Annotated in this window: 14 protein-coding genes; 9 read left to right on the top strand and 5 right to left on the bottom strand. The window is 48.1% G+C overall.

Features of this window, described 5'->3' with window-relative positions:
• The first annotated feature begins 10 nt into the window (after nt 1–10).
• The 6 genes from ACUUHJ_RS22505 (at nt 11) to ACUUHJ_RS22480 (ending at nt 7,919) form a co-directional block, all read left to right on the top strand.
• Nucleotides 11–2,251, top strand: a complete 2,241-nt coding sequence (locus ACUUHJ_RS22505) for a sensor domain-containing diguanylate cyclase (protein WP_472301228.1) — start codon at nt 11–13, stop codon at nt 2,249–2,251.
• A gap of 67 nt (nt 2,252–2,318) precedes the next feature.
• Entirely contained in the window at nt 2,319–3,317 is a 999-nt protein-coding gene (locus ACUUHJ_RS22500; RefSeq protein ID WP_289673880.1) for an MBL fold metallo-hydrolase, read from the top strand.
• A 126-nt stretch (nt 3,318–3,443) separates the two neighbouring features.
• Nucleotides 3,444–4,349 carry a DUF6612 family protein gene (locus ACUUHJ_RS22495; RefSeq protein ID WP_472299984.1) on the top strand — a complete coding sequence of 302 codons (906 nt, stop codon included), beginning with the start codon at nt 3,444–3,446 and terminating at the stop codon, nt 4,347–4,349.
• Nucleotides 4,350–4,606: 257 nt separating this feature from the next.
• Nucleotides 4,607–5,209: a forespore capture DNA-binding protein RefZ gene (refZ, locus tag ACUUHJ_RS22490; RefSeq protein WP_472299983.1), complete on the top strand. Its 603-nt coding sequence runs from the start codon at nt 4,607–4,609 to the stop codon at nt 5,207–5,209.
• Between the two features lie 47 nt (nt 5,210–5,256).
• The gene (locus ACUUHJ_RS22485) at nt 5,257–7,713 is read left to right on the top strand and encodes a septation ring formation regulator EzrA (protein ID WP_472299982.1); all 2,457 of its coding nucleotides are present in this window, start codon (nt 5,257–5,259) and stop codon (nt 7,711–7,713) included.
• Nucleotides 7,714–7,718: 5 nt separating this feature from the next.
• On the top strand, nt 7,719–7,919 hold the full coding sequence (locus tag ACUUHJ_RS22480) for a hypothetical protein (RefSeq protein WP_016742115.1): 201 nt from the start codon (nt 7,719–7,721) through the stop codon (nt 7,917–7,919).
• 237 nt (nt 7,920–8,156) lie between these two features.
• On the opposite strand, the gene ACUUHJ_RS22475 is transcribed toward ACUUHJ_RS22480, so the two are convergent.
• Complete coding sequence (locus tag ACUUHJ_RS22475; RefSeq protein ID WP_472299981.1) at nt 8,157–9,458, bottom strand: BaiN/RdsA family NAD(P)/FAD-dependent oxidoreductase; 1,302 nt, start codon at nt 9,456–9,458, stop codon at nt 8,157–8,159.
• A 78-nt stretch (nt 9,459–9,536) separates the two neighbouring features.
• A complete protein-coding gene (locus tag ACUUHJ_RS22470) occupies nt 9,537–10,376 on the bottom strand; it encodes a GNAT family N-acetyltransferase (protein WP_472299980.1) in 840 nt (279 codons plus the stop codon).
• Nucleotides 10,377–10,529: 153 nt separating this feature from the next.
• Between ACUUHJ_RS22470 and ACUUHJ_RS22465 the strand changes: the two genes are divergently transcribed.
• On the top strand, nt 10,530–11,609 hold the full coding sequence (locus ACUUHJ_RS22465; protein ID WP_289673874.1) for a M42 family metallopeptidase: 1,080 nt from the start codon (nt 10,530–10,532) through the stop codon (nt 11,607–11,609).
• Nucleotides 11,610–11,650: 41 nt separating this feature from the next.
• On the top strand, nt 11,651–12,166 hold the full coding sequence (locus ACUUHJ_RS22460; RefSeq protein WP_173605463.1) for a hypothetical protein: 516 nt from the start codon (nt 11,651–11,653) through the stop codon (nt 12,164–12,166).
• A gap of 70 nt (nt 12,167–12,236) precedes the next feature.
• On the opposite strand, the gene ACUUHJ_RS22455 is transcribed toward ACUUHJ_RS22460, so the two are convergent.
• From ACUUHJ_RS22455 to ACUUHJ_RS22445, 3 genes are read right to left on the bottom strand one after another with little or no spacing between them, the layout of a single operon-like run.
• Nucleotides 12,237–12,374 (bottom strand): hypothetical protein, encoded by a 138-nt coding sequence (locus tag ACUUHJ_RS22455; protein ID WP_167402441.1) that lies wholly within the window; start codon nt 12,372–12,374, stop codon nt 12,237–12,239.
• 21 nt (nt 12,375–12,395) lie between these two features.
• The gene (locus ACUUHJ_RS22450; protein WP_173605462.1) at nt 12,396–12,542 is read right to left on the bottom strand and encodes a hypothetical protein; all 147 of its coding nucleotides are present in this window, start codon (nt 12,540–12,542) and stop codon (nt 12,396–12,398) included.
• Nucleotides 12,539–13,786 (bottom strand): MFS transporter, encoded by a 1,248-nt coding sequence (locus ACUUHJ_RS22445; protein ID WP_472299979.1) that lies wholly within the window; start codon nt 13,784–13,786, stop codon nt 12,539–12,541. Before ACUUHJ_RS22445 ends, ACUUHJ_RS22450 begins: the two co-directional genes overlap by 4 nt.
• A 326-nt stretch (nt 13,787–14,112) precedes the next feature.
• Between ACUUHJ_RS22445 and ACUUHJ_RS22440 the strand changes: the two genes are divergently transcribed.
• A complete protein-coding gene (locus tag ACUUHJ_RS22440; RefSeq protein ID WP_015892387.1) occupies nt 14,113–14,337 on the top strand; it encodes a hypothetical protein in 225 nt (74 codons plus the stop codon).
• Nucleotides 14,338–14,430 lie beyond the last annotated feature (93 nt).

Raw genomic sequence — 14,430 nt, 5'->3', positions numbered from 1 at the left:
GTCAAGTAAAATGTTGGGGAAGTTAGAGACAGTCTTTTCCTACACGGCCCATTTTATCTTACAATCTTGGCCGGAAAAGCGCCCAGGCATCCTTTTCTTGACAGATTCCGGGGGCCGTGTAATCAACTTCATGGAAATGCAGGTTGGTCCATCTCAGAATTCTCAAGGGCTTACCCTGCAACACGATGTATCGATTGGCAAAGTCTTTGATTTTATTGTAGAGGCACTTTCCTCCAAAGAAATCGTAGTGAAAACGAGCAGTGAAACGAACAACGTGTGTGGAGCCGTTCCTTTATGTGAAGAAGATGGAAGGGTTCGAGCTGTCATAGGCATGTTAGTGCCCCAAGACCAAATTCATTTCGATTTGTCATCTTACATGCGCGGGTTAGAGCCGTTGATTCGCATGGGATATGATGCTTATATTCAACACGTAACAAGCCAGATTGTCATGGATTTGACGCTGCACGATACGACCAAAGAGCTGCTTCAAAGCTTGACGAGTCAGATCAGTGACATTATCCAAAAAGGCTATTGTTCCGCCGTGAAGCTCGCGGACGACGCCACGTTGATTCCGCAGGAGAGCGTAACAACGCAGGAGGTCGAAGGTGGACAAACCCACATTGCCCAACTGGTTTCGAGATTCGGTACGACGCAAATCATGCCTTCTATTTCGGATGACCACAGGCTTGTCGTCGTTCCTGTCTCCTTGAATCAAACTCCGCTCTACGCACTGTTTTTGCATCTGCCACCCGAAGAGACAGATTGCGTGTACGACGAACGGGATGTGGCTTTTTTGCAGGAAATAGGCGCGAAGGCAAGCTGTGCGCTTTGGCGTTCGATCATGTCGGACGACCTGCGTCGTGAAGCGAGCAAAAAAGACTTATTGTATCAGTTGATGTCAAAAATTCAGGCATCGATTGATGTAAATGATGTTTTGCATGAAATCGTGACGAGCATTCCCAGCCTTTATCCGTACTTGTCGGCAGAGCTTTTCCTGACGGTTGAACCCAATGCAACCACCCCGGTTAAACAGCTTTCTTTTCAAGAAGTAGAGCCGTCTACCAGTACCAAGGCCTATTTAGAAGGACGTCTCATTGCCGAAGAAGTGGGAGAAGGGGAGCAGCAGGTCACGGTGATCGCAGCGCCACTCTTGGGCAAGCAAGGCATCTACGGAGTTTTGCAAGTGACCTCCGATCAAAGAATTACCTTGAATCAGCATGAAAAGGACTACATCTCGATCTTGGCGGATACGGCTGGCACTGCGTTTGAAAACGCTCAGCTCTATCAGCAATCGCGCAATTTAATTCGAGAATTGCGTTTGATTAATGAGATGGCACGCCAGTTGAACAGAAGTCTTGATTTAAAGGAAATTCTCGATTTTGTTACGACAATGATGCGGGCTACCTTTGATGCGGAGTTTTGTGCCATTTTGCGAAAAACGCCGGGAGAAGATTGCTTCCATGTGCTCTCTTCCTCCATACCAGCGTTCAATGGCAAGGTTATCGATTCGAAAGAAAAGCCATTTCAGCAAATCTTGCAAAACAAGCAGGCATTGTTGCTGGCTCAGCCAGGGGCAGGACCGCTCCCTTTTTCGCTCTTTTCGTGCTGTTCCTTCATGGGGGTTCCGCTTGTTGTCGAAGGTGAGATTAGTGGAGTCCTGTTAGTCGCAGATTCCCGTTATCATTTTTTTAGTTTTGACGACTACAAACTCCTCGAAATATTTGGCCAGCACGCGAGCTTGGCAATGACCAACGCCGTCCTGCATAATGAAATGGAACGTATGGTCATTACGGATAATTTGACAGGTCTGTACACGAGAAGACATTTGAATGAACGAGTAAGAGGATCCTTACAAAAAGACAACTATGGCTCGTTGATCTTGATTGATATTGATTATTTTAAAACCGTGAATGATACATTTGGCCATCAGGTAGGGGACGAGGTGCTGATTCAGGTCTCCAATCTGATTCGACATAGCCTTCGAGACAGTGATATCGCAGCAAGATGGGGCGGAGAGGAACTCGCTGTTTATTTGCCTCGTGTGGACAAAAACACCGCGTATTCCGTAGCAGAGCGCATACGGGAATGCGTCGAGCAGGAGACGTCTCCACAGGTCACGATCTCGTGTGGACTAGCGAAATGGAGCAGGGAAATGGATGTAAACCTGAGTGTAGAAGCGCTGTTCCATCAAGCAGATATTGCTCTGTATGAAGCCAAAAATTCTGGTAGGAATCAAGTTGTTCTCGCCTAGAGCCAAAACAATGGCTCTTTTCTCTTTTTCGGAAAAAGAGGCAATAAACTTGAGAGGTAGATAAAAAATGACAACGAACGATGGCAAGCAAAGGATCGCGACGCTGGTAGCACCTGATATTTATTGTCTGGAGATACCTACACCTTTTGATGTAGGGGCAGTAAACGTCTACTTGCTAAAAGGGGAGCGCTTGACCTTAGTTGATGTGGGTCCATCGACAGATGATGCATGGGCGGCCTTAACAAACGGCTTAGAATCAATTGGGGTAAACGTGGAGGATATCGAGCAAGTCATACTGACGCATCATCATGTGGATCATTGCGGGCAGTTAGAAAAAGTACGGGAATTATCGGGAGCGAAGACATTTGCCCATCCGCAGGCAACGCCTTATGTACAGCAGGATGAGCAGTTTATGACTTTTCATGATCAGTTTTTCGAAGAGCTGTACATCCAGAGCGGTGTGCCAGAAAAAATGATGGTCATTATCTCGAAATTTCACAAGCTGATGAAGACGTTTTCTGCGCCAAGCCAGATTGACTTTCATCTGAAGCATGAGCAAAAGGTACCATACTTGGAGGACTGGCAGGTACTGTACACGCCGGGACATAGCCAAAGCCATCTGTCGTTGTATCGAGCAAAGGATCAAGTCATGATTGGTGGAGACCATATCATCAAGCGAATTTCATCCAATGCGTTTATTGAGCCACCCCGGAATCGCACGAGTACAAGACCACTGACTTTGATTCAATACCGCACAGCGCTGCAAATGTGTGCGGACATGGAGATCAAACAAGTCTTGAGTGGACACGGTGAACCGGTTTACAACCATCGAGAGCTCATACTCGCTCGATTGCAAAAGAACTGGGAGAGAACAGATACGCTCCGCAGGCTTCTTGCAGATGGCGAAAAGACAGCTTTTGAACTGAATGCTCTCTTATTTCAAGGCTTGTATCAAAAAGAATTGCCATTGACGTTATCGGAGACATTGGGACATATTGATTTGTTGATGATTCTCCATCAGATTGAAGTGAGAGAGCAGGATCGAGTCTTGTATTACCACCTGTAAAACCTGATTATGCAAGAGAGGCTTGCAAGTAGAATAAGCCTATTCCTCCCCGGAAACGCTAAAAGGGACTATTACCCTGGGCCCCTACATGAGGCTGACCAGGGTAGCCGAGGGAGGGTAGCATCTATGCAGAAGTATTGGCCCATTTGCGTGATGGCTCTAGTGTGTACTGTTGTTGGTGGCTGTAATCAAATGCGTGTGAAGCAGGATGCGAATACAACGTTTGAGCAGGTCCGAGACAAGTTCGACGTGCAGAAATCGTATGCGTTCTACGGGCAAACCAAGCTGCTGACGGCGAACAGTGCCAATGCGAACATGGTTAACTTTTCGGGCAGAAAAGACGGAGAGGCTGTTTACATGAACGTGAAGCTCTCTGTACCAGAGGAAAACAGAGTGGACGACTTATCCTTGCTCAGCCATGGAGACAAGCTGTATACCAAGGATGGACAAAACGAAGGCTGGAACCATGTCGCGGGGGACAGCCCCGCCCTGCATCAAGAAATGAACAACTGGAACCCCGTCGCTTCTTTTCAGCAAATCGACGATATGAAACGAAACGTCCGGTTGCTGCCTGATGAGAATCCAAAGGACGATTTTGAAGCGCTTGGAGTTGTATTGGATTCGGCCAAACTAAAAAGCTGGCTTGTTGCTCAAATGCAAGAACAAACAAAGTCGGGAGCAAAAGTCCAATCGATAGCAGGGCGGGAGAAACCCTACATACCCAAGCTAAAACTAGCGATGTCACTCTCAGAAGGAAATTGGAGAGGGGCGCCTTCCCATCATTCTGGACCCACGATTCAGTCCAAGAAAAAGGTGGACGTAAATGAGCTCGTGAACCAGATGGAAGTGGAGGCAGAGTACACGATTCACTACAACAAAAAAACGATGCTCCCCACGAACATGACGATGTCCATTCGATCTGCCTACGATTTGAACGATCAGCGTGTAAAAGAGCATACGCAAGTAGAAACGTATTTGCAGCAATACGGAACAGTAGCCCCCATCACAGTTCCAGAGGAAAAAAGCAAATAGGGAGTAAGAGTAATCAAGTGAGACGTTCCTCTTGCAAAAAAGACAGGAGCGTCTTTTTTCTGTCAGGGAAAATTGAGTAAATGAGGTAACGTTCTCGATGCTTTTTACGTACTTCTTATGTGGAAGAAAATCTATGCGGTAGCGGTATTTTTCGATGGAATCAGCATGATGAGAAGGAATCATGGAAAACATTGTCGAACATACAAGCAAGACTATCTTTTTTCGTCGAATAATCTGTACAATGGGAAAGATGCCTGATGGATCAGACGAAAATGCGTATTTTATCCGCAGCAGCGAAGCTTTTTGATGTTCATGGCTACAAAGGAACCTCCGTAAGACAAATTGCCTCTGTTGCTCAAGTAAATTCCGCGCTGATTTCCTATCACTTTGAAGGGAAGCAAGGAGTCCTGGAGACGCTGATTGCTTCTTACTTTGAGACGTTGTTTCGCCTTTTGGAAGAACTGGAAAACGAGCAGGAAAACATCCCTGCCTATCAACGATTGGAACAAGTTGTGCAGCTATATTTGCAATTTCAATGTGAGCATTCGCCTATCACGCGGTTGATTCACCGTGAGCTGAGCGTAGAATCCATGCTTGCTCGTGAAGTGATGACGCTATATATGAGCCGATGGAAGCACGGGCTTTCACGTGTGATCGAGGGCGGTGTCCTCTCGGGTGAGTTTTTGCCCGTCACTATTGATCGTACAGTACTGGCTATGACGAGTCAGATGATATATCCATTTTTGCAACCACAAATGGTTCGCCAGGTCTATGATCTGGAGCCATCTTCCGAGGAGTTCGTCCAATGGCTGCAAACCTCGATTATGTGTTATCTGCGGGGTTCTTTGCTGCCTGCTTAGGCGTGGCCTCTCCCAATGAATGATTCTAGTAAGGGGATGTATGACAAGTGAAACGAAAACTATTCATGCTCTGTTTGGCAGGCATGTTGTTATATACGAATCCGGCTTATGCAACACCGTTTCCGGATAAAAAAGACGAAGTTGTTCAGGACGCTGACAACTATTTGAAAAAAGAAGACAGAACCGCCTTTGCAAATTCATTGAACGGCCTACCAGGCAGCTACAAAGTCGTGATTGTGGAAAGCACCGCACCAGAAGCTGACTCACCAGATATGTACGCGCAAAAGCTGTTTGACAATTATAATTTGGCCGATGATGCACTAATGATCGTACTTGACATGAACACCGAGCAGCTGGGGATTTATGCCGGTCCTTCTTTGCAGGAAAAAGGTGCGACGATGACATTACTGCATGAAAAGATCGCGTCTTTTTATGACGCATTTCGCACACAAAAGCAGTATTTGACCGGTATACAAACTGTAATCGCGGAAGTGAACAGGGAGCTAAGCCGCATTGAAAGCAAGCAATCAACAGCCATACCGGATGCGACCGACGCTAGTAAGGCGCCAGAGAGCGAAAGCAGTAGCGCACTCGGAGGTATTCCGTGGTGGATTTATCTGGTTGGTGCGGTATTTGCCGGGTTATCGATCGGCTTGATTTACGCGATGATCAGACGTCGTGCTATTTTTGCCCAAGTAGATGATGTAGAGGATTGGAAGGAAGAGCTCGTTGAGAAGATCAATGTCATCGAGGTGGAAAAACCGCTTCGCCGTTCCAGCGGCATGACAGAAGTACGTTACCACCACTTGGCAGACAAAAAAGAAAATCTGTTGCGCATTCGCATCCCTGATGTGGAAATGATGATTCTCGATGCGGAAGAGGCTTGTGATCGTTTCCGTTTTACGTTGGCACTTGGTATGTTGAATGAGGCAAGAGAGGCCATTACAAAAATTGAGGAAGAACTGGATGAGCTAAAAACAGACACATCCAAAGTGGCAGTTACCAAGCAAGAAAATAAGGTTGTTGTTCCGGAGATTGGAAAGCAAGTGGAGCAGATGGAACGACGTTTGTCCGATTTGCGTCTCGAGTACGGATTGTCTTTCCATGAATTGAAAGCATCGCTGGATGAAGTAGACACGATGCGAAAACTCGTGAAAACTGCGCGGGCAGCAGGGGACGACATTGCCGCCTACGAAACCACACAAAAAGCTCAGCAAGTACTGGAGCAGGTAGGACAAGCAATGGACCTTATTCCAAAGCTTGTGCAACGCGTGAAAAAAGAATTGCCAGAAGAATTCAAGCATCTGGAAGAAGGAATTGAGCAGGCTGTTCGCGATGGCTTTAATTTAAAACAGGATTCCTTGGACAATGCCCTCTTGCAGGCGAAGCAATTGGTCATGTCAGCAAAGAGCGCTTTGGAAGAGGGCAGCCTGGAAATGGTGTTGACCCATGTCAAAGCGTTCGAAGTGCTCATTGATGCGACGTATCAAGCGATAGAAGATGGCGTTCTGGCACGTGATGAAGCTGCAGCGACGGTGTATGCAGAAGTTGAATTGGAACCGCAAGCAGAAGTAAATCAAGGCAAAGATGAAACAGAATTTTTGCAGGAAGAAAAGAGGGCAGAAGTAGGCGCGATGGAACAGGATGATTTGCTACAGCAAGTAGCTGCGACGTCCACGCCTGTGGAGCCGGAGATTCGTACACCGGAGCCGATTCTGACTAGCGAGATCGAGCATTCTGCCAGCGAAGAAAATCCAGGAATGACAACTTCTTTCCAGCAGACGAAAGTGGAAGAAGAGCGAACGGTGAGAGGAAGATCCTCAGAGCTGAGTGAAGCTGAACGTTCCGTGTTGTTGCAAGCAATTCCTCAGCTTTTCAACAAAAAAGCAAAAAAGCCGGCTCCAGAAGTCAAAGCTGAGGAACCTGTGTACGAAGAAGAAGAAGAGTACGAGTTGGTCATGCCGAAGAATCAGCCTGAACAGGAGGAGATGATTCCGGAAGAAGAAGAGCAAGCGTATTTAGTCATCGAAACGGAAGATGATGCGCTGGATGAACTGGAGCGCATTTCTAACACATTAGTCCGACTCCGTCAGCAAATCAAGCGTAGCTACTTGCCAGGCATTCCGGATCAATTGAAATACATGTTTGAAGAAGTCGTGCAAACGTTGGGCCGCGTGCAAACGATCATGGAACAGTACCGCTATGATCTGGAAGAGGTCGCCATGCTGGTCCAGGACGCGAGTGATTTGGTCGGCGAAACAGAGCGAATGGCAGAACGAATTATCGCAACTTGCCAGATGGCAGAGGGTGCCATCCAGTATACAAACCGTTATCGCCGTCAAAATCGTCAGGTCAATGAGTTGTTGACGAAGGCAGAGATATCATTTCGACAACTAGCTTTCGCAGAAGCCTATCAGCTTGCCGAGGAGGCCCGGCTGGTAATCGAAGGCGCACCAGCCGAAGATGACAACGGTTGGCTTCTCCGTCGTAAGAAAAAGGGTTGAGCCAGATGATGGTCTTTCCTCTCTTCTTACTGGCAGTTGGGATTCTCGTCATGGTACAGCCGCAGACAAAACGTTGGCAATCGCGGATGAACGCTCATTTTCAGGGAGACGAAAGGCGCGTTAAGCAGCGTGCCAACACGTTTTTTCTGTTGGGTCTAGGCTTTTTGCTCGCTGGATTTGCGTATTTGTTCCGCCTTGTTGGATAAACCGATCATCAATGATAAAGCACCTGCTATGAAAAGATGGATGTACCGTCTTTGGTAGCAGGTGCTTTTTGTTGGGCAAAAAAAGAAGCATCGCTCACGCAGGCGATGCCCCATCTAGGAAGATAAAGGGAGTAAGGTCTGTTAAACCAGCACATTACAACTAGGGGGGAGTAATGTGCTGGTTTCTCTTTTCATGAAAAGAGAACCTGATTCATAGTTTCCCCATTCCCTGATCATCTAAACGTCATTCTCGTAAAAAAATTCAAATGCTTCCTGCGCACTATGCGTACCCGCAGAATAGCCAGACGAAAAGGCGATGGTGATGTTGTAGCCACCTGTATGGGCGTGGACGTCCATGACCTCTCCCGCAAAATATAACCCATCCATGAGCTTGGATCTCATCGAGCGTGGATCGATCTCTTTTACACTCACACCGCCACCTGTAATGAACGCTTCCTCAAGGGAGAGCGTCCCTGTAACGGTGAGTGGAAAAGCTTTGATCAAGCTCGTGAACTTGATCCACTCTTGTTTTTTCATATGACTGTAGGTCGTTTCATCCGAAATTCCTGCCATGGAAAGCAAGAGTGGGATAATCCGTTCGGGGAGGAAGCCTTTGATTGCATTTTTTACTGCCTTTTTTGGCTGCTCCTCAATCAGCTGCCAGCTTTCCGCCGTGATTTCCTCGGCCGTTTTGTCAGGCATGAGATCGACCGTCAGAGATAGAGGAACCGCTCCGTATTTTCGTTGCGACACAGAGACATAATGTCCCATACGCAGGGAGGCGGGACCTGATATTCCGAAATGAGTGAAGATCATATCGCCTTCCTGTGTATTGATCTTTTTCCCATTGGGCGCATACAACGTCATCGTGATGTCACGCAGCGACAGACCCTGGATCGATTTATCGCGAATAAAAGAGTCATTGGCTGTAAGCGGTACTTCAGTAGGATACAGCTCTGTGATCGTGTGCCCGGCTGCTTTTGCCCACGCATAGCCATCGCCTGTAGAGCCTGTCTGTGGTACAGAACAACCCCCGACGGCAATAATCACACAAGGCGCGGTAATTTTCTCACCAGACTGGAGCATGATGCCACCGACTCTGTCTTCCGAGTAGAGAACTTCCTTTACAGCAGCGTTTAAATGAATGCTGACACCTCTTTGCTTCAACAAATCAATCAACGCTTGGGCGACCGTCACGGCTTTATCTGTGACGGGAAACATACGGCCCCGATCCTCTTCTTTTAACGCGACACCCAACTCCTCAAAAAACTGGATAATCTCTCGGTTGCCGAATTGGGTGAGAGCACTGTACATGAAGCGGCCATTTCCCGGCATTTGTTTGATTAATTCATCTTGTTCCTTGGCATTGGTTACATTGCAACGACCGCCGCCAGATATGATGAGCTTGCGTCCGAGCTTCGAGCCTTTTTCCACGAGACAAACTCTTGCCCCTTGACCAGAAGCAGCAATAGCAGACATCAGCCCAGAGGGGCCGCCGCCGATGATGATAACGTCATACTTGTATTGTGATCGATTCATTTCATTCTCGTCCTTTGTTATATAGGGTTGGGCAACCACCATTTTACCACAACCTACCCACCCGGCGCGCGATTCTAGCTAGGATAAAGAGGACGAGGCACCTAAAATATCAGTCAATGGCTGCTTTTCTAAGACGTAACGAACGATGGATTGATCACGGAGGATATTCGTCACGACATAACCTTTGGCAAAATAGGCGGTGAACAATTCGCGCGTCATCTCTCGCCACATGGAAGCGACCGTCATATCAGCTCGTTTAACATCCTGGAAGAAGGCAGGGACAGGCAGCAGCACAATAGGCTCTTCGCGTGACAAATCGATTTCGATAGGATGTGGAATACCATCCTTGATTTCCAGACGCAACAGGTCTGGTGTATGTTCAAGAGAGGGAGTAGGGTTGTTCGCTGCCTGACGCGATTCCACACGATCGCTTCCGATCATCCATTCCACGAGGAAACGGTCTGTCGGCAGTCCTCGATTAAAGTCGTCATCGAGCTCTCCGTAGCAGTTTGGCAAATAGGTTCGAACGATTCCGCCGAGCTTGGCGATGTTCAGAACGCCGTTTACTGTTTCAAGCGGGTCGTACGTCCATGTAATTTTGGAATAGCCTGCTGCTGCCGCTTCTTCCTTTTGCAGCCATTTCATTTGTACACCTAGCCCCTGCTTGCGATACTCTGGCAAAAAGCCGAGCATGTGCGAACAAAGATGGGGTTCTCCATTAGTGAAGCCCGGGAAGCTGTACAGGAAGCCGATCATTTCCTCGCCATCGAATGCCCCTAAAAACAGACCGCCAAACTTTTGCATCGTGAGTGTCATATGGTGAGGAATAGCGCTAGAAGGGTCCCATATTTTTCCTTCCATTCCTTCTAATTGCTCAATTTCACTGAATTCGGACAACTTTCGTAACGTGATTGCCATCTGCTTTTTCCCCCTCAAAACGATTCGTGTTTTTTCTTCATTCGGGACAAGATCTTGCATTCCTGCTTGGAGGTAGTTGCGTCTGAATTCTCTCTCGCGGATAATAGAGAAGGTTAACAGGCATGAAACTAGGGTCGGGGAGGATTTTTGGCGATGGAAAATAAATTTCAAGCTGAACTGTGGAACCGTTTGACGCAGGCACCAGGAGCGCCTGGCTTCGAAGGTCCGGTACGCGAGATTATGAGGGAATACATAAGCAGCTATACGAGTGAACTCATGTACGACAATCTGGGCAGTATTTTTGGCGTTATGCGTGGTGACGAGAACGGTCCAAAAATTATGGTAGCGGGTCACATGGACGAAGTCGGCTTCATGGTCACCCGAATTTCTGATAAAGGATTTATTTCATTTCAGACGCTGGGAGGCTGGTGGGGGCAGGTTCTGCTCGCGCAACGTGTACAAATTATGACCGACAACGGACCAGTCGAAGGCGTAATCAGCTCCATTCCACCGCATGTCTTGAGCGACGATCAGCGTAATCGCCCGATGGATGTACGCAACATGTACATTGATATCGGCGTGGATTCACGTGAGGAAGCAGAACAGGTAGGGATTCGGGCTGGCCAGCAAATCGTACCAGTTTGCCCGTTGCAGGTCATGGCCAATCCGCGCCGCATCATGGCGAAAGCATGGGATAATCGCTATGGTTGCAGTTTGGCAGTGGAGCTCGCAAAAGAGCTGCATGAAAACCCAAATCATCCGAATGTCGTCTACGTCGGTGCTACTGTACAGGAAGAATTGTCTGGGCAGCGCGGCGCGAAAACTGCCGCTGCGTCCATTGATCCGGATTTGTTCCTGGCATTGGATGCGAGTCCAGCCACAGACATACCAGGGGTAAAAGATGATGGCGGCAAGCTCGGCGGTGGACTGTTGATGCGCATCTACGATCCGATGTACGTCATGCCGGTGGGATTGCGTGAGCTTCTTATCTCCACGTGCGAAGAGGAGAACATTCCGTACCAGATTTACGTGGCAAAAGGCGGGACGGATGCAGGTGTCGTTCAGTACCATGGCAAGGGAGTGCCGTCTGCCGTTATTGGAATTCCTTCCCGTTACATTCACAGCCATGCTTCGATCATTGACCGAGAGGATTACGAGGCAGCCAAGCGTCTCTTGTTCAGTGTCATTCGCAAGCTGGACCGTGCGACGTGGGAATCTATTTTGCCTAGATAAATGGCAGGGAGAATATCGTTGAGTGAGTAGAAAGCGGAGGAATGCTTTTGAACGCGATCATATTGTATACACGGCGTCAGGGCGAAGCGACGTCGTTTGAATTTAATGTGTTTGACAATCAATTTGCTACGGAGAATCTGGCAGTGCGCAAGGTGTTGATGGCGATGCTTGCAGCCGTTTCCAACAAATTGACCGATCTGGAAGTGGAGTACAACGACAGCATCCTGGTGGAGAAGGTCGGGGCGAAGCGTGCCGGTGAACTGCTTCGTTTTCTCGGGGCAACAAAAGAGAACATGCGGGAAAATCTGAGCAATGGTGTAGTAGTTAGCCGGATCTTTCATGCGCCTTTTACACAGGAGCACTATGAATACTTTTACAACCTGACGGACATCGCACAACTGTCACACTATCGCTTACAAGAGGGCAAAGAAGATCGCATCGTGTTTTATTTCACACGCTATCTCCAACTGATTGCGCCTGATGAAAAGTCTCGCCAAGCGTTTTTGGAGGGGCTAGAAGAATTCTCCTTGCCGTACAAGCTCGTACCGATTTCGTAAAGGAAATGAAAAAAGTCATTTTGCCCTTGCATGAAGGCGCAAAATGACTTTTTTATTGATTGCCTAAGGGTTAGGTGGAAGGACGATTTGGCCCCTCCAGTTTTTTGTCTCCATAGCCCGGCGCATCGTTTTGAACGTTTTTGGGCTGGCGATTGCGTTCGTCTGGTCGATTTTGCTGTACGGAGGAATCCTTGTTTTGCTTAGTCATGTAACTACCCCTTTCTCAGAGTCATGGCTGCCAAGGCGAATTTGTTTTTTGGCGAATGCGGGAGGATACATGGTCCTCCAGTTGGATGAACAGGGAGGTGAGCGGCACTCGCCGAAGCACTTCCATCTGCTTTTCGAGTTGATGCTGTGCGTTTTCCTCTACGTTCATGTGGCCCCTTCCTTTCTGGGAGTTTTTGTGGGGGAGTGAAGTACAGCATTTTTGTGGCGAGGGATGGCGTATAGGGCAAACAGACCAAGAATCGCCGCCAAAAACAGTGTAATCACTCCGTAGCCAATCCAGGGATAAATGCTGCCGACTCCCCCAAGCTTTTCAACCATTGCTCCACCCAATCCAGTTCCAAGAGCCGTCCCAAGACCAGATACGAAATTGGAAAAGCCAAAGTACGCCCCCAGCCATTCTTCTTTTGCGAAATGAGTGACGAGGCTGTCCAGCATGGGCATAAACAGCATCTCACCCAAAATGAATAGAATCGCAGCCCCGGACAGTGTGAGGAAGTGGTTTGCCCATCCCATGAGCGTTAAACCTGCACCCAACAAGATCGTTCCCATTGTGACAGACAAGTACGGATTGATGCGTTGTAGTACAAAACGTGAGATCAGCCCTTGCAAGACGACGACACTGAGCGAGTTGATCGTCCAAATGAGACCAATCATCGTAGCGGAATGCAGGACATGCTCTCCCCGCAGCGGCAGGATCATGGCGAATTGAGCGTAGATCGCCCAGATTAAGAGCGAGATCGTGGAAAAAAGCAGAAAGCTGCGATGGGTCAAGATGTGACGATACTCCTTGAGCGGCGTTTGCTTACAGTCAGTTCCCACACAGCGATCATCGGGAAGGATGAAGCGAGAAAAAACAGCAAGTGCTCCGTACACAAAGGCAGCTACGAGAAACGGCTGTTTCCCACCCGCAGTCATCCATGTAATGATCAAGCCTGCGACAATAATCCCGCTGTGAGCGAGTATCCCTCTCCATGAGAAGGCAGCCGTTCTTTGGCTCTCATCCACTTCATCCGCGATCATGGCTTTTATGGTAGGAGCGAGCAGGCCAAGACCCAAGCCGTTGACTGAGGAGAATACCAAGAAGAAACCATAGGAATGGCTGAAGTGATAGCCTGCCATGGCACATCCTTGAAGGAATGCCCCCAAGGCTAGAATGGTGCGTTTGCCCCAGCGATCTGACATCAAGCCGCCTGCCAAGCTTCCGATTTGGTATGTGATGCTTCCCGCTGCCAAAATGATGCCGACTTGAGAGAGTGAAAGAACCCGTACCTTTTGCAAAAAGACGGGGAAGACGGGAATGACCAGGTAAGAGGCCATGTGCATGAAAAAGACGACTAGCAGTAACAGCAGGTAAGGCTTGTTGCGTAAGAGAGATCCAGTAGAGGCTGTCATGTTCGTCTCCTCTTTGATTCGTTCCTCTCTAGTATGAGTGGAAAAGGAGTGTCCCTATGCGTCGTTTTTCACAACAAAGTAGGCCAGCACACAAAATCAATATGAAGGCAGGCAAGTGTCCAATCCAACAAGCGTGGAACCACATATACCTATAGGGAAAGGTACCATGGGCGGTATGGAATGGTGCGAGGAGCGCGGCAGGATGAAGGGGGGATCTGACGTGAGAGGATTTGGTTTCTTCAACGAGGAAGGTTTCGAAGTGATCATCTGGATCATCGTGATCGTTTTTCTCCTCGTTATATTTTTCGACGAAGGGATAGATTAAGATGAGTGGATATCGACCGGTTCGGCAATTGAATCACTATTACAAAACAAACGATGCTTTCAAGAAATGGATTCGTGCCAACGAGCAATGGTTCAAGCAAAATCCAGAGGTTTTTAACCAGATGCTGCGCAATCCGAAAATGGTCAACTTGTTTACAGATCTTATGATCATGAACTCGCCGCGCATTGAAAAGAAACTGAAGAAATGGCGAAGGAACCAACGCTGATCGACCCGGCATGCTGCCCAATCTAGCATGCCGCTTTTTATTTGAAACGCTGGCGAGTTCTGTTATAAAACCGGGATGACGAGCGTAGGGATA

The sequence above is a fragment of the Brevibacillus schisleri genome (assembly GCF_055685845.1).
The sequence above is the reverse complement of the archived record's forward strand: the minus strand, read 5'-3'. Positions and strand labels throughout refer to the sequence as shown.

Bases quoted from the DNA above. Each gene is read 5' to 3' on its own strand.
- ACUUHJ_RS22505 (WP_472301228.1), top strand. From the start codon at position 11: ATGTTGGGGAAGTTAGAGACAGTCTTTTCCTACACGGCCCATTTTATC.
- ACUUHJ_RS22500 (WP_289673880.1), top strand. From the start codon at position 2,319: ATGACAACGAACGATGGCAAGCAAAGGATCGCGACGCTGGTAGCACCT.
- ACUUHJ_RS22495 (WP_472299984.1), top strand. From the start codon at position 3,444: ATGCAGAAGTATTGGCCCATTTGCGTGATGGCTCTAGTGTGTACTGTT.
- refZ (WP_472299983.1), top strand. From the start codon at position 4,607: ATGGATCAGACGAAAATGCGTATTTTATCCGCAGCAGCGAAGCTTTTT.
- ACUUHJ_RS22480 (WP_016742115.1), top strand. From the start codon at position 7,719: ATGATGGTCTTTCCTCTCTTCTTACTGGCAGTTGGGATTCTCGTCATG.
- ACUUHJ_RS22475 (WP_472299981.1), bottom strand. From the start codon at position 9,458: ATGAATCGATCACAATACAAGTATGACGTTATCATCATCGGCGGCGGC.
- ACUUHJ_RS22470 (WP_472299980.1), bottom strand. From the start codon at position 10,376: ATGGCAATCACGTTACGAAAGTTGTCCGAATTCAGTGAAATTGAGCAA.
- ACUUHJ_RS22465 (WP_289673874.1), top strand. From the start codon at position 10,530: ATGGAAAATAAATTTCAAGCTGAACTGTGGAACCGTTTGACGCAGGCA.
- ACUUHJ_RS22460 (WP_173605463.1), top strand. From the start codon at position 11,651: ATGCTTTTGAACGCGATCATATTGTATACACGGCGTCAGGGCGAAGCG.
- ACUUHJ_RS22455 (WP_167402441.1), bottom strand. From the start codon at position 12,374: ATGACTAAGCAAAACAAGGATTCCTCCGTACAGCAAAATCGACCAGAC.
- ACUUHJ_RS22450 (WP_173605462.1), bottom strand. From the start codon at position 12,542: ATGAACGTAGAGGAAAACGCACAGCATCAACTCGAAAAGCAGATGGAA.
- ACUUHJ_RS22445 (WP_472299979.1), bottom strand. From the start codon at position 13,786: ATGACAGCCTCTACTGGATCTCTCTTACGCAACAAGCCTTACCTGCTG.
- ACUUHJ_RS22440 (WP_015892387.1), top strand. From the start codon at position 14,113: ATGAGTGGATATCGACCGGTTCGGCAATTGAATCACTATTACAAAACA.